General features: G+C 62.6%; 19 protein-coding genes. 14 read left to right on the top strand and 5 right to left on the bottom strand.

The window, feature by feature from the left end; all coding sequences use genetic code 11:
* Positions 1-51 precede the first annotated feature (51 nt).
* The 3 genes from pdxR to FV139_RS07545 form a co-directional block, all read right to left on the bottom strand.
* Positions 52-1,512 carry a MocR-like pyridoxine biosynthesis transcription factor PdxR gene (gene pdxR / locus FV139_RS07535; protein WP_148067674.1) on the bottom strand — a complete coding sequence of 487 codons (1,461 nt, stop codon included), beginning with the start codon at positions 1,510-1,512 and terminating at the stop codon, positions 52-54.
* Between the two features lie 190 nt (positions 1,513-1,702).
* A complete protein-coding gene (locus FV139_RS07540; protein WP_148067676.1) occupies positions 1,703-2,686 on the bottom strand; it encodes a zinc-dependent alcohol dehydrogenase family protein in 984 nt (327 codons plus the stop codon).
* Between the two features lie 2 nt (positions 2,687-2,688).
* The gene (locus FV139_RS07545; RefSeq protein ID WP_213004048.1) at positions 2,689-2,925 is read right to left on the bottom strand and encodes an acetyltransferase; all 237 of its coding nucleotides are present in this window, start codon (positions 2,923-2,925) and stop codon (positions 2,689-2,691) included.
* 177 nt (positions 2,926-3,102) lie between these two features.
* On the opposite strand from FV139_RS07545, the gene FV139_RS07550 reads away from it, so the two are divergent.
* The 14 genes from FV139_RS07550 (at position 3,103) to FV139_RS07615 (ending at position 15,279) form a co-directional block, all read left to right on the top strand.
* Positions 3,103-4,260 carry a porin family protein gene (locus tag FV139_RS07550; protein WP_187276444.1) on the top strand — a complete coding sequence of 386 codons (1,158 nt, stop codon included), beginning with the start codon at positions 3,103-3,105 and terminating at the stop codon, positions 4,258-4,260.
* Positions 4,261-4,309: 49 nt separating this feature from the next.
* Complete coding sequence (gene urtA, locus FV139_RS07555) at positions 4,310-5,596, top strand: urea ABC transporter substrate-binding protein (protein ID WP_148067680.1); 1,287 nt, start codon at positions 4,310-4,312, stop codon at positions 5,594-5,596.
* Positions 5,597-5,670: 74 nt separating this feature from the next.
* Entirely contained in the window at positions 5,671-7,257 is a 1,587-nt protein-coding gene (urtB, locus tag FV139_RS07560) for an urea ABC transporter permease subunit UrtB (RefSeq protein ID WP_148067982.1), read from the top strand.
* The gene (gene urtC, locus FV139_RS07565; RefSeq protein WP_148067682.1) at positions 7,250-8,365 is read left to right on the top strand and encodes an urea ABC transporter permease subunit UrtC; all 1,116 of its coding nucleotides are present in this window, start codon (positions 7,250-7,252) and stop codon (positions 8,363-8,365) included. Before urtB ends, urtC begins: the two co-directional genes overlap by 8 nt.
* Positions 8,362-9,192, top strand: a complete 831-nt coding sequence (gene urtD / locus FV139_RS07570; RefSeq protein ID WP_148067684.1) for an urea ABC transporter ATP-binding protein UrtD — start codon at positions 8,362-8,364, stop codon at positions 9,190-9,192. The genes urtC and urtD overlap by 4 nt, the downstream gene beginning before the upstream one ends.
* Positions 9,189-9,884: an urea ABC transporter ATP-binding subunit UrtE gene (gene urtE, locus FV139_RS07575; protein WP_148067686.1), complete on the top strand. Its 696-nt coding sequence runs from the start codon at positions 9,189-9,191 to the stop codon at positions 9,882-9,884. Before urtD ends, urtE begins: the two co-directional genes overlap by 4 nt.
* Positions 9,884-10,801, top strand: coding sequence for an urease accessory protein UreD (locus FV139_RS07580; RefSeq protein ID WP_148067688.1), 918 nt, complete (start codon positions 9,884-9,886; stop codon positions 10,799-10,801). The genes urtE and FV139_RS07580 overlap by 1 nt, the downstream gene beginning before the upstream one ends.
* A 32-nt stretch (positions 10,802-10,833) precedes the next feature.
* Positions 10,834-11,136, top strand: coding sequence for an urease subunit gamma (locus tag FV139_RS07585; RefSeq protein ID WP_148067690.1), 303 nt, complete (start codon positions 10,834-10,836; stop codon positions 11,134-11,136).
* A 19-nt stretch (positions 11,137-11,155) separates the two neighbouring features.
* Entirely contained in the window at positions 11,156-11,479 is a 324-nt protein-coding gene (locus tag FV139_RS07590; RefSeq protein ID WP_148067692.1) for an urease subunit beta, read from the top strand.
* Complete coding sequence (gene ureC / locus FV139_RS07595) at positions 11,476-13,179, top strand: urease subunit alpha (protein ID WP_148067694.1); 1,704 nt, start codon at positions 11,476-11,478, stop codon at positions 13,177-13,179. The genes FV139_RS07590 and ureC overlap by 4 nt, the downstream gene beginning before the upstream one ends.
* A gap of 12 nt (positions 13,180-13,191) precedes the next feature.
* Complete coding sequence (gene ureE, locus FV139_RS07600) at positions 13,192-13,704, top strand: urease accessory protein UreE (protein WP_148067696.1); 513 nt, start codon at positions 13,192-13,194, stop codon at positions 13,702-13,704.
* The gene (locus FV139_RS07605; RefSeq protein ID WP_148067698.1) at positions 13,688-14,359 is read left to right on the top strand and encodes an urease accessory protein UreF; all 672 of its coding nucleotides are present in this window, start codon (positions 13,688-13,690) and stop codon (positions 14,357-14,359) included. Before ureE ends, FV139_RS07605 begins: the two co-directional genes overlap by 17 nt.
* A 26-nt stretch (positions 14,360-14,385) precedes the next feature.
* Positions 14,386-15,033, top strand: coding sequence for an urease accessory protein UreG (gene ureG, locus FV139_RS07610; RefSeq protein WP_148067700.1), 648 nt, complete (start codon positions 14,386-14,388; stop codon positions 15,031-15,033).
* 48 nt (positions 15,034-15,081) lie between these two features.
* Positions 15,082-15,279: a hypothetical protein gene (locus FV139_RS07615; protein WP_148067702.1), complete on the top strand. Its 198-nt coding sequence runs from the start codon at positions 15,082-15,084 to the stop codon at positions 15,277-15,279.
* On the opposite strand, the gene FV139_RS07620 is transcribed toward FV139_RS07615, so the two are convergent.
* Both FV139_RS07620 and FV139_RS07625 read right to left on the bottom strand, forming a co-directional pair.
* A complete protein-coding gene (locus FV139_RS07620; protein ID WP_148067704.1) occupies positions 15,276-16,202 on the bottom strand; it encodes a response regulator transcription factor in 927 nt (308 codons plus the stop codon). The two genes, FV139_RS07615 and FV139_RS07620, sit on opposite strands and share 4 nt — an antisense overlap.
* Complete coding sequence (locus tag FV139_RS07625; protein WP_148067706.1) at positions 16,195-19,614, bottom strand: hybrid sensor histidine kinase/response regulator; 3,420 nt, start codon at positions 19,612-19,614, stop codon at positions 16,195-16,197. The genes FV139_RS07620 and FV139_RS07625 overlap by 8 nt, the downstream gene beginning before the upstream one ends.
* Positions 19,615-19,900 lie beyond the last annotated feature (286 nt).

Consider the following 19,900-nt stretch of genomic DNA (forward strand, 5'->3'; position numbering starts at 1 on the left):
GATACCGGCCTTTGGGTGGGAGTGCGCCCCCGGCTCCGGGGGCGCGGGTGATTAATCGGGAAAGCTCGCTGCGAGCGCCTGGATGCCGGGGGTAATCTTGTGGGCCGCAATGGCCGAGAAGCCCATGCGGAAATAGTTGGCAGGGGGATTGTCACTGGCAAAGTGAATGCCGCCGGGTTCGATCAGGACACTGTTCTTGGCCGCGCGCCAGGCCAGGGCCTGGGTGTCGATACCATCGGGTGCCCGCAACCACAGGGAGGTGGCACCCGAGCTGACGCTGCCTCCGAGCATTCCCGGCAGGTGTTGCTCGACGCCCTGCACCATGCGATCCAGCTTGGAGCGATACAGCTCGCGAATCTTGCGCAGGTAGGCGTCGTAGTAGCCCTGGGACAGGAACAGGGCCAGCTGGCGCTGGTTGTTGGCCGGTGGGTGGCGGTACATCAGCCGGCGCAGGGAGCGGGCCTCGTTGATCAGCTCCTCGTCGGCGACCATGAAACCGATGCGCAGGCCCGGGGATATCGACTTGGACATGCTGCCGATATAGACCACCCGGTTGTTGCGGTCCATGGCCTTCAGGGCCGGGGTAGGGTTGTCCTGCATGTTGATTTCGGCGTCGTAGTCATCCTCGATCAACACGGTATTTTTTTCGTCGGCCATCGCCAGCAGGGCCTTGCGGCGGGCGGAGGAGAGTACCGCGCCAGTCGGTACCTGGTGGCTCGGCGTCAGGTACAGGTAGTCGCAATCCTCCAGGGCTGGATTGACGACAATGCCCTCGTCATCCACGGGCTGGAGGTGCAGGTCCGCACCGAAGGTGGCAAAAATATTCCGGGCATCGCGGAAGCCGGGGTCCTCCAGGCCCACCTTGACCCCGGGTCCGCACAGCAGGTTGGCCAGCAAGTACAGGGAATTCTGGGTGCCGATGGTAATCAGGATCTCTCCCGCCTCGGCATAAATGCCACGCCGGGGCAGCAGGCGGGTGCGCAACTGCTCGATGAGCATGGGGTCATCGGTGTCGATACGGTCATCGATCCAGTGCCGGCTCCAGCGCTCGTGCAGGGTTTTGCGGGCACAGTCGCGCCACTGCTCGATGGGAAAGTATTCGTGTTGTACCTGGCCGTAGATAAAGGGGTACTCAAAGCTGGCCCAGTTGTTGGGTTTGACAATGTTGCGGTCGTTTCCAGGATGAATACGGAAGCGCTGGCGCCAGTTGACGCTTTCGCCTTCGGGATTGTCCTGTTCGCTGTAGAGCACCTCGGGGTTGGCAAAGGCGGGGGCGACAAAGTAGCCCCGCCGCGGTTTACTCACCAGGTAGCCGGTGTCCACCATCTGTTCGTAGATCAACACAATCGTGTTGCGGGACACTCCGAGCATGGTCGCCATCCGGCGGGAGGAGGGCAGGGGCTCTTCAGTGGGCAGGCGACCGTTCAGGATCAGTGCGACCAGGTGCTCCTTCACCTGGTCCTGCAGGGTGCGATCCGAGTCGAATTCGATGTGAATGTACGATTCCAGCATGGTTGCAGATTTTAAGCTGAGAGTTCAATTAGTTACAGGCAATATCCATACCACATCAGACTTGCGAAACAGCCGCATCCTTGCGCTTGCCGACCTGCCCGTGGCGTGTTTTTCGTGCAGGAGCTGCCTCATTATGGTGCATAATCGGTGGTTGCGCACCCCGATCCCCGGACCGGGCCCCATGCTGCGCTCAGGGCACCAGTACCGCGGCGCCATTGACCTGGCCGCTGCGCAGGGCGTCCAGTGCTTCATTCGCCAGCTGCAGGGGGAATGTCCGGGTATGGGTTTTCACCCCGGCCCTGGCGGCGGCGGGGAAGAATTCGCAGGCGTCTTCCCGGGTGAGGTTGGCCACCGACACCAGTTGTCGCTCCTCCCACAGCAGCGCGTAGGGCAGCGGGGGAATCTCACTCATGTGAATGCCTCCGCAGACGACAGTACCGCCCTTGCGGACGGCCCGCAGGGCCAGGGGGACCAGCTCGCCCACTGGGGCGAACAGGATGGCCGCATCCAGCGGTACGGGCGGTGTCTCATCCGAACTGCCCGCCCAGACAGCGCCAAGCTGGCGGGCAAAGTCCTGTGCCTCGCCATCGCCCTGGCGGGTGAAGGCAAAGACCTCCCGGCCCTGAAAACAGCAGATCTGGGTGAGAATGTGGGCCGCCGCGCCAAAGCCGTAGAGCCCGATGCGCCGGGCCTTGCCCGCCTTGCGCAGGCAGCGCCAACCGATGAGGCCGGCACACAGCAGGGGTGAGTTGGCGACCGGGTCTGCGGTCGGGTCGAGGGGAAAGGCGTAGCGGGCATCGGCGACGACCTCGGTGGCGAAGCCGCCATCGCGGGTGTAGCCAGTGAACAGGGGCTGGTCGCACAGGTTCTCCATCCCGTTGAGGCAGAATTCACAGTGCCCGCAGGTGTGGCCAAGCCAGGGAATTCCGACTCGCTGGCCAACCGTCAGTGCCTCGACTCCGGGGCCGGTCTCGATAATGCGGCCGACAATCTCGTGCCCGGGAATGACCGGGTGCCCTGGAAAGGGCAGGTCGCCGTCCACCACGTGCAGGTCGGTGCGACAGACCGCGCAGGCTTCAACGGCCACGCGCACCTCGCCCGGACCCGGTACCGGTGTCGGGCGCTCCCGGTACTGTAGTGGCGCACCCGGGTGCTCCAGCACCATGGCGTACATGTTCAGCGGGGTTCGCGGTAGTTCGGATCCGTCCAGCAGCGGGGCAGGGCCTCGCCCGACAGGAACACAAGGTCGCCCTTGGCGATGGCTTCCGGGTCCTGTTCTTCCTCGCCGACCTGATCGCGGGCCATGACGTCCTGGTGAAGGGCGTGGCACAGACGTTGCAAGTCTGAAACAGAGACGGAGACGATATGCCCGGTTGAACGATGGCGCAACAGCATTACTTCCTCCGTGAACACGGTTGTATTTCTCCTGCTGAGTATAGCTGTGACTGCGTCAAATGACGTAGGTGCCTGCGCCAAAACCCCGCTGCCGCCTCCGGGCTGTAGCCTGCATGCTGTGTGAAGGCTGGCCAAGGGGCCAGATTTCACCAAGAGGGGGATCTCATGGAAACAACAATAGCAGGAGGAGGGCAGTTGTCTGCCCGGCAAGGCTTGCCAGCACTGATTTTGCGTTCACTCGCCGTGGTCGCCGGCTGCGGCGTGGCAGGGAGCACGCTGGCGGCGGGCAAAATCGAAATTGGCGATGAATCCTGGGTGAGTGTGGGCGCGGGTATTCGCACGGCTTTCATCGCAGTTGAGGACGGCGCGCCCAATGGGGATGACAACAGCACCGATTTCGACGTCCAGAACATTCGCCTGTATTTCAACGGTCAGGTCAATGAGTGGCTCGGCGTGACCGTCAATACCGACGAAATTTTTGGCGATGGACCGGTGGATGTGCTGGACGCCATGGTGCGTTTCGAGATGTCGCCCTACTTCAACGTCTGGGTGGGCCGCATGCTGACCCCGGCGGACCGCATCGAAATGAACGGGCCGTTCTATTCCCTGACCTGGAATCAGTACACCCAGCCGCTGTACCCCTCTGACCAGGGAGGCGACGCCGGTACCTACGGACGCGATGACGGTGTGACGGTCTGGGGCAAGGCGGGTAAATTCCAGTATGCAGTGGGTGCGTTCGATGGCCTTGAAGGTCTCGGTAATACCAGTGATTCGCTGCTCTACGCCGCTCGCTTCGCCTACAACTTCCTCAACATGGAAGACAACCCGGGCTATTACACTTCCAGTACCTATTATGGCGGCCTCGGCAACATCCTGACCCTGGGCCTCAGCCTGCAGAGCCAGAGTGATGGCACTGGCAGTGCAACCCAGTCGGGTGATTTCAGCGGCTACACCGTAGACCTGCTGTCCGAGACCGTGTTTGGTGACAAGGGCAGCGCCGGTGTGCTGACGATCGAGGCCGAATACAAGGACTTCGATGCCGACTACACCATTGCCTCTCCGGCACAGGGCGACTGTTTCTGCCTGTTTGACGGTGACTCCTGGTTTGCCTCCGCGGCCTTCCTGTTCCCGGCGGAGGTCGGGCCCGGCAAGTTCCAGCCCTATGTGCGCTTCGTGGAGAACAGTCCCTCGGATTCGGATTCCAGTGACCTGACCGAGCTCGGCGTGAACTACGTGATCAGCGGGCACAACGCCCGGCTGAACTTCAACTACGCAACGGGCGACGCCAATATCAGTGGCTATGCCGGCAGTGATGTCGACAGCCTGTCTTTTGGCGTGCAGGTTCAAATCTAGGGCCGGCATGGAAATTGCCTATCCAACAAGTACATTCAAGGAACTGACGATGAAACTACGGAAACTGATGCAACAGGCCCTGCTGGGCGCCGGCGCCTGCACTCTGGCGATTACCGTTCACGCCGCCGACACCATCAAGGTGGGTGTCCTGCACTCCCTGTCCGGCACCATGGCCATCAGCGAAACGACCCTCAAGGACACCGTGCTGATGATGGTCGAGGAGCAGAACAAGAAAGGCGGGCTGCTAGGCAAGAAGCTCGAGCCCGTCGTGGTGGACCCCGCCTCCAACTGGCCGCTGTTTGCCGAGAAGACCCGGGAACTACTGACCCAGGAAAAGGTGGACGTGATCTTCGGCTGCTGGACCTCCGTGTCCCGCAAGTCCGTCCTGCCGGTGATCGAGGAACTGAATGGCCTGATGTTCTACCCGGTGCAGTACGAAGGTGAGGAATCGTCGAAAAACATCTTCTATACCGGTGCCGCTCCCAACCAGCAGGCCATTCCCGCGGTGGATTACCTGATGGACGAACTGGGTGTCGAGCGCTGGGTGCTGGCGGGTACCGACTACGTCTATCCGCGTACCACCAACAAGATCCTCGAGGCCTACCTCAAGGCCAAGGGCGTGGCGGCCCAGGACATCATGATCAACTACACGCCCTTTGGTCACTCCGACTGGCAGAGCATCGTGTCCGACATCAAGAAGTTCGGCAGCGCGGGCAAGGCGACGGCAGTGGTATCGACCATCAACGGCGACGCCAACGTGCCCTTCTACAAGGAACTGGGTAACCAGGGCATTTCCTCCGAGGATATTCCCGTGGTCGCCTTCTCGGTGGGAGAAGAGGAACTCTCCGGCATCGATACCGCACCGCTGGTGGGGCACATGGCGGCCTGGAACTATTTCGAGAGTGTGGATACCGACGCCAACGCGGCTTTCATCGATCAGTGGCGCGCCTTTACCGGCGACGATTCCCGGGTGACCAATGACCCGATGGAAGCGACCTACATTGGCTTCAATATGTGGGCCAAGGCGGTGGAGAAGGCCGGTACCACCGACGTCGATACCGTGGCCAGCACCCTGATCGGCATGACCACACCGAACCTGACCGGTGGCACGGCCACCATGCTCAAGAACCATCACCTGAGCAAGCCGGTGCTGATCGGTGAAATTCAGTCTGACGGCCAGTTCGAGGTGGTCTGGGAAACAGAAGACCTCGTTCCGGGTGACGCCTGGTCCGACTTCCTGCCGGCCTCCAAGCCCATCGTGGCGGACTGGACGGCACCGATCAACTGCGGCAACTACAACACCGAGACCAAGGCCTGCTCAGGTCAGAACTTCTGAGCGGTCTTTTTGCAAGTAGACCAAGGAGAAGACGTGTGAGAGCGATCTTGGCAAGCTGGACCCTGGTGGCGCTGATGTGCTGTCTGGGCTCTACCGCCAACGCGGAATCCGGGCAGACGGCAGCGACGGAGTCGCTGCTTGCCCGGTTGCCCTCCGCCAACCTGCGGGAAACCGCAACGTTGGTGGGGGAACTGGAGCAGAGCGGCGGTGACAGGATGTTGCCGCTGTTCCAGATTATGCTGGACGGTCGGCTGTATTCGCGCAAGAGTGACGACGCGCTCGTCGCTGTGACCCAGCCACCTACCGGTGACTGGGTGCTGACAGATGTCTTTACCGGCGCCAGTCTCGGCACTGCGACCCGGCGAGAGGTCAGCAAGGTTCGGGTCAATAATCGCCTGCGGGTGCAACTGCGCGAGGCGATTGCCCGTATCCAGCTCAACGCGGAAGACGCCGGCGCCCGGCTGGCGGCGGTTGACACGCTGTTTGGCGACCTCAACGACAGTTCCGCGGCGCTGCTGTCAGAGCGCAGGGACCTGGAAACCGATGACAAGGTCAAGGGCGCCATCGAAGAGGCGCTGGCACTCTATCGCCTGCGTAGCAGTAGTGAACCGGCGGTCCAGGTGGCGGCGCTGAATGTCCTGGCCGAGTCACTCAATACCGAGGTGCGCTACGCCGTGGAACAACTGGCCGCGGCGGATTCGGCAGCCGCACTACCGGTGCGCAATGCGGCCCGCAAGGCCCTGACACGGATCGATTCCAACCTCGAGTTTTACGGCTTTCTCGAACAGCTCTTTTTTGGCCTGAGTCTCGGTTCGGTGCTGCTGCTGGCAGCCATCGGACTCGCCATTACCTTCGGTGTGATGGGCGTTATCAACATGGCCCACGGCGAGATGATCATGCTCGGTGCCTACACCACCTACGTGATCCAGTTGCTGATGCCGGACCACATCGGCCTGTCCCTGTGGATTGCCATCCCGGCGGCCTTCCTGGTGTCGGGGCTGGTGGGAGTGATCATCGAACGGGGAGTTATCCGCTTTCTCAAGGGGCGCCCGCTGGAAACGCTGCTGGCGACCTTTGGTATCAGCCTGATTCTGCAACAGGCAGTGCGCACGATCTTTTCTCCCCTGAACCGGCAGGTGGCGAGCCCGGAGTGGATGAGCGGTTCGCTGGAAATCAATGCGGCCCTGTCCATCACCTATAACCGCCTGTATATCCTGCTGTTTGCGCTGCTGGTGTTTGCGCTGTTGCAGTTGATCCTGAAAAAGACGTCGCTGGGGCTGAATGTGCGCGCGGTATCCCAGAACCGGGACATGGCCAAGGCGATGGGCATTCGCACCGAGTGGGTCGACGCCATGACCTTCGGTCTTGGGTCCGGTGTCGCCGGCGTCGCCGGTGTGGCCCTGAGCCAGTTGACCAATGTCGGGCCCAACCTCGGCCAGTCCTACATCATTGACTCCTTCATGGTGGTGGTGTTCGGCGGCGTCGGCAATCTGCTGGGTACGCTGGTGGGAGGCTTTACCCTGGGTGTGGCCAACAAGTTCCTGGAACCGATGACCGGTGCGGTGCTGGCCAATATCCTGATCCTGGTATTCATCATCCTGTTTATCCAGAAGCGGCCCAAAGGCCTGTTCCCGCAAAAGGGGAGGGCAGCCAATGACTGAGTCACGCAGTATGCTCCGCCTGTCCGGCCGCGAGGGAACCCTGTTTATTGGCGTGCTGTTCGCCGTCACCGTGCTGGCTTCACTGGCCAACCTGGTGATCCCGGAAGATTCCTTCCTGCACGTGAGCACCTACACCATCACGCTGTTGGGCAAGTACCTGTGCTATGCACTGCTGGCCCTGTCAGTGGATGTGATCTGGGGTTACTGCGGTATTCTCAGCCTGGGTCACGGGGCATTTTTTGCCCTTGGTGGTTACGGTATGGGCATGTACCTGATGCGCCAGATTGGCGATCGCGGTGTCTACGGCAACCCCGAGCTGCCGGATTTCATGGTGTTCCTCAACTGGCAGGAGCTGCCCTGGTACTGGTACGGCTTCGACAACTTCGGTTTCGCCATGCTGATGGCGCTGTTGGTGCCGGGCGTGCTGGCCTTCGTGTTTGGCTGGCTGGCGTTTCGCTCCCGGGTCACCGGTGTCTACCTGTCCATCATGACCCAGGCGCTCACCTACGCCCTGATGCTGGCATTCTTCCGCAACGAGATGGGTTTTGGCGGCAACAACGGGCTCACTGACTTCAAGGATCTCCTCGGTTTCGACCTGCAGGCCGACGGCACCCGGGTCGCCCTGTTCATGGCGACAGCCCTGTGTCTGGGTGGCGCCTTCCTCGCCAGCCGCTACATCATGGGTTCGCGGCTTGGCCGGGTGATTCTCAGTATTCGTGACGGCGAATCCCGGGCGCGCTTCCTGGGTTATCGCACCGAACTGTTCAAGGTGTGGCTGTTTGTCTATTCCGCCCTGCTGGCGGCGGTTGCCGGGATTCTCTACGTACCGCAGGTGGGTATCATCAACCCGGGCGAGTTCTCCCCGCTGAATTCCATTGAAGTCGTGGTCTGGGTGGCCGTGGGCGGCCGCGGCACCCTGTACGGCGCGGTGATTGGCGCGCTGCTGGTGAATTACGCCAAAACCCGCTTCACCGCCATTCTCCCGGAGGGCTGGCTGTTCGCCCTGGGTGCCCTGTTTGTCTATGTCACGCTGCTGTTGCCCCACGGCATCGCCGGCTGGTTCACCCGTCGTTTTGCAAGCAAGTCTGTCAAGGAGGCCGCAGCATGAGCTGGCCCGCACCGCTGGAGGAGATGCGTCACCGGGACCGGGTATTTCCCCACCTGCGTCCGAAAGCCAAAGTGGATGTGTCGAAGAATGTCCTGCTCTATGTGGAGGGTGTGAGCGTCAGCTTTGACGGCTTCAAGGCCCTCAACAACCTGAACCTCTACATCAACGAAGGTGAACTGCGTTGCCTGATTGGCGCCAATGGCGCCGGCAAGACCACCATGATGGACGTGATTACCGGCAAGACCCCCTGTGACGAGGGCACGGTGTACTTTGGCCAGAGCATTGACCTGCTCAAGCGCAGCGAGCCGGAGATCGCCCAACTCGGTATCGGTCGCAAGTTCCAGAAGCCGACGGTGTTCGAAGCCCAGTCGGTGTTTGCCAACCTCGAACTCGCACTGAAAGCCAGCAAGGGCATCTGGTACAGCCTGCGGGCCTCGCTGAGCGGGCCCCAGCGCGATCGTATCGATGAAATCCTCGCCCTGATCAACCTGTCGGAGGCCCGCGAGCAACTGGCGGGTTCGCTGTCGCACGGACAGAAGCAGTGGCTCGAGATCGGCATGTTGCTGGTGTCCGATCCGCGTTTGCTGTTCCTGGATGAACCGGTCGCGGGAATGACTGCCCAGGAGACCGAGCGCACGGCGGAACTGCTCAATACCCTGGCCGGGGATCACACCGTGGTGGTGGTGGAGCACGACATGGAGTTTGTGCGCAGTATCGCCCGCACGGTGACCGTGTTGCATCAGGGCTCAGTGCTGGCGGAGGGAACCATGGACGAGGTCCAGAATCACCCGGAGGTGATCGAGGTATACCTGGGGAGTGACGAATGATCGAGATCAGCCAACTCAACCAGCGCTACGGCGGCACCCAGATCCTCTGGGACCTGGACCTGAAAGTAGAGGAGGGTTCCTGCACCTGTATCATGGGACGCAACGGCGTGGGTAAAACAACGCTGCTCAAGTGCATCATGGGTTTGCTGCCGGCGGACAGCGGGGAGATTCGCATAGCGGGTGACAACCTGGTTGGCCGCAGCGCGGAGTTTCGGCCCCACCACGGTATCGGCTACGTACCCCAGGGGCGCGACATCTTCCCCTTGCTGACGGTCGAAGAAAACCTGCGGGTGGGGTTGCCCTGCCGCAAGGACAAACTTAAAAAGATTCCCGACAGGGTCTATGATCTGTTCCCGGTGCTGAAGGACATGCTGCATCGCCGCGGCGGTGACCTGTCCGGTGGTCAACAGCAGCAACTGGCCATCGGCCGGGCGCTGGTGATCGAGCCCCGGGTATTGATCCTTGACGAACCCAACGAAGGCATTCAGCCTAATATCGTCAAGCAGATCGGTGATGTCATCACCCAGCTCAACCGGGAAGAGAATATGACGGTTATTCTGGTAGAACAGAAACTCGGCTTTGCCCGCCGGGTCGGACAGCAGTTCCGGCTGATGGAAAAGGGCAGGGTAGTGGCCAGCGACGCAATGGAGCATTTGTCAGAGTCCCTGATCATGCAGCACCTGGCCGTTTGATGAACCTGCCCCTGCGTCCTTCCGGGGCCGCCGTGGCCAGCGCCGACGATACCCGCGACCAGGCGAACCGCGAAAGCGTGTCCCGCTGGCCCGCTGCGCTGGCGCTGGAATTGCAGCGCACTGCGCGCGGTACCCGTTTACTCAGCCGTCGTCACAGCGGCCCTCTCTATGTACAGCGGCCCTTTTATCCCGAGGGGCCGGACCTCGCCCATGTCTATCTGTTACACCCTCCCGGAGGCCTGGTCTCCGGTGATGAGCTGTCATTCGATATTGCCCTGGGGGCGGACGCCGGCGCGCTCCTGACCACGCCCGGCGCTGCGCGCATTTACCGGGCCCGGGAAGACGCCACCTGGCAGCGCCAGCGGGTGCACCTGGACCTCGAGGCCGGGAGCAGCGCCGAGTGGTTGCCGATGGAAAACATCGTGTTCCCCGGTGCCGAGGCGCGCCTGGATACCCGGGTCGATCTGGCGGCCAGCAGCCGCTTCATTGGCTGGGAGATCAGCTGCACCGGCCTCCCGGCCAGCGGCGAACAATTTGCCCGTGGCCGGCTGCGCCAGACCTTCCGCCTGTACCGGGAAGGCAGACCGCTACTTATGGAAACGCTTAATCTCGATATGGAGGACGAGCGCCTGTACTATCATCGAGCGGGTCTGGCCGGCTGCAATGTCAGCGGGCTGATGGTTGCCACGCTGGCGGGGGAGGCTGATGAGGATCTCCTGGACAGCCTGCGCACACCGGGGCAGGAACAGCCACTGCACCCGGTGCTCTCGGTAACCGCCATTGATACCCTGCTGGTCTTGCGTTATCTGGGTCCCTGTACCCACCAGGCCCGCCGCCTGTTCGAGGCGGCCTGGCGCTGTTTAAGGCCGCGCATTCTCGGCCGACCCGCATCCGACCCGCGCATCTGGCGCACCTGAGAACTGGTACTGATCCTGCAGGGAACAACACTATGGAATTGCTGCCACGCGAAAAAGACAAACTGCTGCTGTTTACCGCTGCCCTGCTGGCCGAGCGCCGCCTGGCCCGCGGGCTGAAGCTGAATTACCCGGAGGCAGTGGCACTGATATCGCTGCACATCGTCGAGGGCGCCCGCGATGGCATGACCGTGGCGGAGCTGATGGCGGCGGGCAAGCAAGTCCTGCGCGCCGACCAGGTCATGGACGGGGTGGCGGAACTGGTGCACGAAGTACAGGTCGAGGCCACCTTTCCGGATGGCACCAAGCTCGTCACTGTCCACGATCCCATCAACTAGCTGCGCACAGGAGGGGCCCATGATTCCCGGAGAACTACAGCCCGCCGCGGGCGACATCGAACTCAACGCCGGTCGCGAAACCCGCAGCCTGTGGGTTGAAAATAGCGGTGACCGGCCGGTGCAGGTCGGTTCCCACTACCACTTTTACGAAGTCAACCCGGCCCTGCGCTTCGACCGCGACCAGGCCCGCGGCTTCCACCTGGACATCGCTCCCGGTACCGCGGTGCGCTTCGAACCCGGCCAGGGGCGCCAGGTCGAACTGGTGGCCTACGCCGGCGCACGGAAGGTATTCGGTTTCCGCGCCGAAGTGATGGGTGACCTGGACGGAGGGAATACACCATGAGCCGCATATCCCGCGATGCCTACGCCCAGATGTTCGGCCCCACCACGGGCGATCGCCTGCGCCTGGCGGATACCGAGCTGTGGATCGAGGTGGAGAAGGATTACACCGTGTACGGTGACGAGGTGAAATTCGGCGGCGGCAAGGTGATTCGCGACGGCATGGGCCAGAGCCAGCAGTTTGGCGAGGAGGTCATGGACCTGGTGATCACCAACGCACTCGTGCTGGATCACTGGGGCATCGTCAAGGCGGATATCGGTATTCGCGCTGGCCGTATCGCCGCCATTGGCAAGGCGGGTAATCCGGATGTGCAGGAAGGGGTGGATATCGTGATCGGGCCCGGCACCGAGGTTATCGCCGGTGAGGGCAATATCCTCACTGCCGGTGCGATCGACGCCCACATCCACTTCATCTGTCCACAGCAGGTCGAGGAGGCTCTGATGTCCGGGGTCACCACCATGATCGGTGGCGGCACCGGACCCGCCACCGGCACCAATGCGACGACCTGTACGCCGGGGCCGTGGAATATTTCGCAGATGCTGCTGGCCTGCGACAGCCTGCCGATGAACTTCGGTTTCCTGGGCAAGGGTAATGGCAGCCTGCCCGGCGCGCTGGAGGAGCAGCTGGAAGCCGGTGCCTGTGGCCTCAAGCTGCACGAAGACTGGGGTACCACTCCCGCCAGTATCGATTGCTGCCTGGAGGTGGCCGAGCGCTACGACGTACAGGTGGCCATCCATACCGACACCCTCAACGAGTCCGGGTTCGTCGACGACACCATTGGCGCCTTCAAGGGGCGGGCCATTCACACTTACCACACCGAGGGCGCTGGCGGCGGTCATGCGCCGGATATCATCAAGGCCTGCGCCGAGGCCAACGTGCTGCCATCCTCCACCAACCCCACCCGGCCCTACACGGTCAATACCGTGGATGAGCACCTGGATATGCTGATGGTCTGCCACCACCTCGATGCCTCGATTCCCGAGGACGTGGCCTTCGCCGATTCCCGTATCCGCAAGGAGACCATCGCGGCCGAGGACATCCTTCACGACCTGGGCGCGTTCAGCATGATCGCCTCGGATTCCCAGGCCATGGGACGGGTAGGGGAGGTCATCACCCGCACCTGGCAGACCGCCCACAAAATGAAAACCCAGCGCGGCGCCCTGGAGCAGGACAGCGAGACCGCCGACAACTACCGCGCACGCCGCTACGTGGCAAAGTACACGATCAACCCGGCTATCACCCACGGTATTGCCCACGAAGTGGGTTCCATCGAAGTGGGTAAGCTGGCTGACCTCGTGCTGTGGAAGCCGGCGTTTTTCGGCATCAAGCCCGCTCTCATTCTCAAAGGGGGGATGATCGCCGCGGCGCCCATGGGGGATGCCAACGCCTCTATTCCCACCCCGCAACCGGTGCATTATCGGCCGATGTTCGGCGCCCTGGGCCAGGCGGCGGCCAGCACCTCGGTCACCTTTACCTGCCAGGCGGCACTGGATGCCGGTGTGGCGGAAACCCTGGGCCTGAAACGCAAGCTGGTGGCCTGTTGCAACACCCGTTCCATCACCAAGGCGGACATGATCCTCAACGACTGGATGCCGACCATCGAGGTAGATCCGCAAACCTATGAAGTCCGGGCGGATGGTGAACTGCTGACCTGTGAGCCGGCGACGGTACTGCCACTGGCGCAGCTTTACAGTCTGTTCTAGAGGAAACTTACAGTGATCGAAGTCTATGAACGCCTCGGGCTGGGCTTTGCCGGCCGGGTGAACCAGCAACTGGTGCTGACCCACGACCAGCGCGAACGCGGCCGCCTGCGCGCCTTCGCCGAAGACGGCGAGGAGGTCAGGCTGTTCCTGGAGCGCGGCAAGACCCTTGCCATTGGTGAGTTCCTGCGCGGGCGCTGCGGCAAGGTCCTGCAGGTGGCCGGCGCAACGGAACCGGTTATGACCGCCTTGTGCGACGACTGGCACACCTTCAGCCGCGCCTGTTATCACCTCGGCAACCGGCACGTGAAACTGCAGGTCGGGCAGTGCTGGTTGCGGATCACCCCGGATCACGTGCTGGCGGAAATGCTGCAGGGCCTGGGGTTGTCGGTGCGGGAGGAGGAGGCCGTGTTTGTACCGGAGTCCGGGGCCTACAGCCACGGCGCGGGCCACCACCATCATCACGATCACGATCACGAGGACAAGGCGTCCGACAAGGTGACCCACCTGCATGAGCACACTCACTGATCCCGCCCTGTTGCGCCTGCTGCAGCTGGCCAGCGTCAGCCTGCCGGTGGGTGGCTTTGCCTACTCCCAGGGTCTGGAGTACGCCATCGACAGCGCCTGGGTGAGCGACGGGGACGCGGTAGCCGACTGGTTGTTGCTGCAGCTGGACCACGGGCTGGCGCGCACCGAACTGGCTGTGATTCCCCGCCTGCATCGCGCCTGTGAACAGGCTGATACCGGTACCACCGCCTACTGGAACGACTGGCTGCTGGCCTGCCGTGAGACCAGGGAGTTGCATCTCACCGACATCGCCATGGGCGAAGCGCTCTGCCGCTTGCTGCCCTCGGTGGGTTTGCAGCCACCGGAACTGGCTGGCCCCAGTGCCTTCGCCACGGCGTTCAGTGCCGCGGCCTGGCAGTGGCAGATTCCCGCCCGGTCCTGCGCGCTGGCCCTGGCCTGGTCGTGGCTCGAGAACCAGGTGGCAGCGGCCACCAAACTGGTACCGCTGGGTCAAACCCGGGCCCAGCAGTTACTGGGGGAGGTACAACAGCACATTCCCGCCGCCATCGAGGCGGCCTTTGGGCTGGACGACGACGAACTGGGCGGAAGCCTGCCGGGGCTGGCCATGGCCAGCGCTCTGCACGAGACCCAGTACAGTCGCCTGTTCCGATCCTGAACCCCGTATACGAGGAGAAAACCATCATGTCCCAACAACCAGAGAAACAGACCCTGCGGGTCGGTGTGGGTGGTCCGGTGGGCTCCGGCAAGACCGCGCTGTTGCGGGCGCTCTGCCTGGCCCTGCGCGATGAATACAACATCGCGGTGGTGACCAACGACATCTATACCCGGGAGGATGCCAAGTTCCTCACCGAGCATGAGGCGCTGGCCGCAGACCGCATCATCGGCGTGGAAACCGGCGGTTGTCCGCACACGGCGATTCGCGAAGACGCGTCCATGAACCTGGCGGCGGTCGATGAATTGCGCCAGCGTCACCCGGGACTGGATGTGGTCTTTGTCGAAAGTGGTGGCGACAACCTGTCCGCCACCTTCAGCCCGGAATTGTCCGACCTGACCATCTACGTTATCGATGTATCCGCCGGTGACAAGATTCCCCGCAAGGGAGGGCCTGGCATTACCCGCTCCGATCTGCTGGTCATCAACAAGACCGATCTCGCCCCCCTGGTGGGCGCGTCGCTGGAGGTGATGGATCGGGACGCGCGGAAGATGCGTGGTGAGCGGCCGTTTGTATTCGCCAACCTGAAAGCCGGGGAGGGCCTGCACACGATTATCGAACACATCATCGAACAGGGCATGCTGCCGCCGCGGGCCGCGACAGCCGCCGCGTCCTGATTCAGCAGATTTTTATTCGACACCGTACAAGCAGTACTGGAGATCCGTATGTTCAATCGCAGTTTCATCAAACCCGCTACCCTGGCCATCGGCAGCCTGCCGGCCGTGGTAGTGGCGCACCCGGGCCACGGCGGCGGTAGTGCGTTACAGCATGACTGGCAGCACGCCCTGTGGCTTGGGGCCGCAATGGCCGCCGTGGGTTGGGCGGTGTGGTCTTATCGCAGTTACCGCAGCCGCAGCCGCTAGGCGACCTTCCTCACCAGTGCCCGGATCGCGATCCCGGCAGCCGCGGTCCGGTTCTCGACCCCCAGCTTGGTGAACACCTGTTCGAGATGCTTGTTGACGGTGCGGGCGCTGATTTCCAGGATGGCCCCAATCTCCTTGTTGGACTTGCCATTGGCCAACCAGTAGAGCACCTCGGATTCCCGGGCGGTCAGGTTGAGGGCTCTCTGCAGGCGCGCCGCTTCCGGCGCGTCGTCCACTTCCTCGATTGTCAGTAGATATTCTTCGCCGGGGCGTACCTGTAGCAGCGTAATACAGAGCTGGTCGCCCGGAGACTGTTCGTCTCCGGCCGGCACCGCCAGGCTGGCGTCGGTTGCCGGGTTGCCGGCAAGCCAGCTGGCGATCAGTGGTTGCAGAATCTGGCGCTGCCATTCACCGTCGGCCTTCAGGCGCGCGAACAGGGCCAGCGTATCCGGAGTGGCCCAGCGCAGGGCGCCGTCCTGTCCCACGGTGAATGACTGGTGTCCGGTGCTGTCCAGTGCCTGCTGGGCGCTGCGGGTGATACGCGCAGACTTCAGGTGCACCCGGATACGGGCGAGCAGTTCGTTGGGGTTAACCGGCTTGGTCAGGTAGTCGATGCCGCCTGCGTCGAGTCCTTTCAGGACACTGTCCGTATCCGTGAGGCCGGTCATGAATATGACCGGTGTGGCCGCCATTTGCGGGTCGCGTTTCAGTTGCCGGCAGGTCTCGAAACCGTCCATGCCCGGCATGATCGCATCCAGGAGGATGATATCGGGTCGAATGCGTTTGACGATGGTGAGTGCCTGTTTGCCTTCCAGCGCCACCAGGGTGTCCATGCCGGCCTGTTCCAGGGTGTCGTTGATGAGGCTGAGGGAGTCCGGTGCGTCATCCACGACCAGTACGGTACAAGGTGTGTGCTCATTCATTGACGGGTTCCATCCTCAACAGGTCGGCCAGGTCCTGGTAGCGAAATCCGGCGGCCAGGTCGCGCAGGTGCTGCAACTGGTCGTCCCGCAGCAGGGCGGAGCTGGCCACCGCTTCCAGGCTGCGAGTGACGCCCCGGGCAAAGCCGCTCTCGGCGTAACTGCGCAGCTCACGCAGCAGCGGGTGGTCACACACCGCGCCGAAGGTTACGTTGCCGGGCGCCGGGCGTGCAAGCACTTCAGGCGTAGTGCTTGTACTGGGTAGTTCGCTGTGCAGCCACTCGAGCTGCAGCAGCTGGCCGATACTCTCCAGCAGCAGGCGGTTGCTGATGGGTTTGGCAAAGTAGGCGTCGAAGGGCTGGTCCTCGTCCACGGTGGTTTCCGGGCCCCGGGCATCGGCAGAAATCATGATAATCGGGGCTTTGTGTCCCCGCCGGCGCAGTTCCCGCGCAAGTTCGAGCCCGCTCATGCCCGGCATGCTCATGTCCAGCAGCCAGAGGTCGGGGTGGAAATCCGCCAGCCGGGCCAGGCAGGTATCGCCATCGGGCGCCTCCCGTGTGCTGAAACCGAGTGGGGATAGCAGGTCCGCAAGCAGGCCGCGGTGCACGGGTTCATCGTCGACGATCATCACGCAGCGTCGCGCGCCGGCGTAGCCGGTGATGGCCCTGCCCGGGTCGACAGACTGGTCGGCCGTGTCATCACGCGACAGGTGTAGTACCACCCTGAACTGGCTGCCGCTACCGGGAGTGCTGTCGATGCTCAGTTCACCGCCCATGACTTCGGTCAGCAGGCGCACAATGGTCAACCCCAGTCCGGTGCCACTGACCTGGGGAACCTGGCTGCTGCGCACTCGCTCAAAGGGGTCGAGGATGCGCTCGAGGTCGCCGGCTTCAATACCGACACCGGTGTCGCTGACCACAAACTCCGCCACCTCGTTGCGGTAGCGAACCGTAAAGTCCACCTGGCCTTTTTCCGTGTATTTCACCGCATTCGACAGCAGGTTGATCAGGATCTGGCGCAGGCGCTTTTCGTCGCTGTACACGCACCTCGGCAGCCGCTCCGGGCGGTGGTAGTTGAAAGCGATTCCTTTCGCCCTGGCCTGGTGGCCAAACATGGAAGCCAGTTGTTCCAGCAGCTCCGGCAGCTTAATGCGGTTGCGGTAGATGTCGAGACGGCCGGCCTCGATAGTGGAAATGTCCAGCAGGCCCTCAATCAGGTCGGTGAGGTATTCGCCGTTGCGGCGGATGATGCGCAGGCCCTTGTCGAAGCTGTCGGGGCCCTCGGGCTGATCGGAAAGAATCTGGGCGTAGCCCAGAATCGCCTGCAGCGGAGTTCGTAGTTCATGGCTGATGCCGGTGAGGTAGCGACTCTTGGCGTTGTTGGCGCGTTCTGCCAGCTCCTTGGCTTCCTGTAGCGAGCGGTCGGTGATCTTGTGGGCCTCGATTTCCTGGTACAGCCGCTGGGTCTGGCGGTTGGATTCCGACTGGGCGACTTCGCGGCTCTCCCTGGCCAGCAGGAACAGCCAGGCCACCACACCGCAGATAATCATCAGGATGAAAAACACGGTCCAGATGGTCTGCGCCAGCAATGCCTGCTGGGCCAGGTCTTCCGGCGTCATGTGATAGTAAATGACCGCCAGCAGCCCGCCGGTAAGCAGGGTGGTGGTGCTGAACATGGCGAGGAAGCGGGCGATGCGCGAGTCGATCGCGGCAACCCAGCGCCGGGGCAGGAACAGGGCGGCGAAGCGCTCCGCCTGCCGTTCCAGGCGACCCTCAGGCTTGCAGTGATCCTTGCAGCGCGCGTCGAGGGTACAGCACAGTGAGCAGATAGGCCCCTGGTAGGCTGGGCAGTGACTCATGTCAGGGGTTTCGAAAGCCGTCTCACAGATACAGCAGGTATGGTGTACGACGCCGCCAGCGGGTTCCACTTCCTGGACGGCGGGGACCAGGGAGGTGGCCCCCCGCGCGAGGTAGTAACGGCTGCGGGTGAGCCAGGCGATAAGGGGTACCAGCAGGAAGCACAGGCCAAGGCTGATGAAGTGCGCCAGGCTGGCCGCCGTCGCGCCGAACAGGCCGAGGTAGGCGAGAATGCCCACGGTGGATGCCACGAGCATGGCGCCAACGCCCACCGGGTTCACGTCGTAGAGCCGGGCGCGCTTGAACTCGCCGTGGGCAACGGACAGGCCCAGCGGTTTGTTGATCATCAGGTCCGCCGACAGCGAGGCCAGCCAGCTCAGGGCGACGATGGCGAAGATGCCGAGGATGGATTCCAGCACCCGGTAGATGCCCAGTTCCATCAGCAGCAGTGCGATCAGTACGTTGAAGACCAGCCACACCACTCGCCCGGGGTGGCTGTGGGTCAGCCGGGAAAAGAAGTTGGACCAGGCGATAGAGCCGGCGTAGGCGTTGGTCACGTTGATCTTCATCTGGGACAGGATCACCATCACCCCGGCGAGCATCAGCGCCACCGACGGCGAATCGATCAGGTAATTGAAGGCCATCTGGTACATGAGAGTGGGGTCGCTGGCCTGCTCGGTGCCCATTCCGCGGGACACCGCCAGGTAGGCGAGAAAAGAACCCAGCAACATCTTGACCAGCCCCACCAGTACCCAGCCGGGTCCGGCGAGGGTCAGCCAGAACCACCAGCTGCGACGGTTTTCTTCAGTGCGCTCCGGCATGAACCTGAGGTAATCGACCTGCTCGCCGATCTGGGCGATCAGGGCGAACAGCATGGCCGAGGCCGCGCCGAACAGGGCCAGGTCGAACCCGGTTCCTCTGGGCTGCCCGGGCGGTGTGTAGAGAGTCCAGTCGGGAACGCGCTGCAACTCGAATACCACGACCAGGCCCAGGGCCAGGATCTGCAAGGTGAGCCACAGACTCTGGGAGCCCACCTGGAATTTACTGATGGCCGAAATGCCGTGGGTAACAATGGGGATAACGGCCACCGCGCTGACCACGTAACCCAGGGCCAGGGGCAGGCCGGTCAGCGCGTTCAGTGCCGAGGCCAGGATAGCGGCCTCGATGGCAAAAAAAATGAAGGTAAAGGTGGCGTAAATCAGCGACGTGACCGTCGAGCCAAGGTAGCCAAAGCCGGCGCCCCGGGTGAGCAGGTCGATATCCAGGCCGTGCCGGGCCGCGTAGTACACAATTGGAAAGCCGGTGATGAATATCACCAACGAGACGGTGGCCATGGCCCAGGCGGCGTTGACGAAACCGTACTGCAGGGTGACAGTGGCGGCGATGGCTTCGAGCGCCATGAATGCAGCGGCGCCAAGCGCAGTGCTGCCCACCTGGGCAATGGAAAATCGCCGTGCGTGATGGGCGGTGAAACGCAGGGCGTAATCTTCCAGGGTCTGGTTGCCGACCCATTTGTTGTACTGCCGGCGAACCCGGAAGATGCTTTGTGTTGCGCGCACGCGCTACCCCTGTTTTGGTGTGGTGGCGGCACCAATATGGTGCGTAGCCGTCTTGTCGTGTCTCAATATGGTGCTCGCCTTTGCGGTGGTGGCGTCAATCCCTTGCCCTAAGCATAGTTTGGCGGATCGGCGTGATGATATGACCCTAGGGGCTGCAAGTGTTGTGCCGAAAGGTCAACTGCTCTATAGGGCAATAGCGCCGCTCGTGCCCTAACATGGTGCCTTGTGTCCCGCCGCAGCGGGCGCTGGCGATAAAAACTGGTATGCTTTACGCCACGCTTGCCTT

The organism is Parahaliea maris (assembly GCF_008064665.1).
Lineage (GTDB): Bacteria > Pseudomonadota > Gammaproteobacteria > Pseudomonadales > Halieaceae > Parahaliea > Parahaliea maris.

Bases quoted from the DNA above. Each gene is read 5' to 3' on its own strand.
- FV139_RS07585 (WP_148067690.1), top strand. From the start codon at position 10,834: ATGGAATTGCTGCCACGCGAAAAAGACAAACTGCTGCTGTTTACCGCT.
- urtB (WP_148067982.1), top strand. From the start codon at position 5,671: ATGTGCTGTCTGGGCTCTACCGCCAACGCGGAATCCGGGCAGACGGCA.
- urtE (WP_148067686.1), top strand. From the start codon at position 9,189: ATGATCGAGATCAGCCAACTCAACCAGCGCTACGGCGGCACCCAGATC.
- ureG (WP_148067700.1), top strand. From the start codon at position 14,386: ATGTCCCAACAACCAGAGAAACAGACCCTGCGGGTCGGTGTGGGTGGT.
- ureC (WP_148067694.1), top strand. From the start codon at position 11,476: ATGAGCCGCATATCCCGCGATGCCTACGCCCAGATGTTCGGCCCCACC.
- FV139_RS07540 (WP_148067676.1), bottom strand. From the start codon at position 2,686: ATGTACGCCATGGTGCTGGAGCACCCGGGTGCGCCACTACAGTACCGG.
- FV139_RS07580 (WP_148067688.1), top strand. From the start codon at position 9,884: ATGAACCTGCCCCTGCGTCCTTCCGGGGCCGCCGTGGCCAGCGCCGAC.
- FV139_RS07620 (WP_148067704.1), bottom strand. From the start codon at position 16,202: ATGAATGAGCACACACCTTGTACCGTACTGGTCGTGGATGACGCACCG.
- urtC (WP_148067682.1), top strand. From the start codon at position 7,250: ATGACTGAGTCACGCAGTATGCTCCGCCTGTCCGGCCGCGAGGGAACC.
- pdxR (WP_148067674.1), bottom strand. From the start codon at position 1,512: ATGCTGGAATCGTACATTCACATCGAATTCGACTCGGATCGCACCCTG.
- urtA (WP_148067680.1), top strand. From the start codon at position 4,310: ATGAAACTACGGAAACTGATGCAACAGGCCCTGCTGGGCGCCGGCGCC.
- FV139_RS07605 (WP_148067698.1), top strand. From the start codon at position 13,688: ATGAGCACACTCACTGATCCCGCCCTGTTGCGCCTGCTGCAGCTGGCC.
- urtD (WP_148067684.1), top strand. From the start codon at position 8,362: ATGAGCTGGCCCGCACCGCTGGAGGAGATGCGTCACCGGGACCGGGTA.
- FV139_RS07615 (WP_148067702.1), top strand. From the start codon at position 15,082: ATGTTCAATCGCAGTTTCATCAAACCCGCTACCCTGGCCATCGGCAGC.
- FV139_RS07590 (WP_148067692.1), top strand. From the start codon at position 11,156: ATGATTCCCGGAGAACTACAGCCCGCCGCGGGCGACATCGAACTCAAC.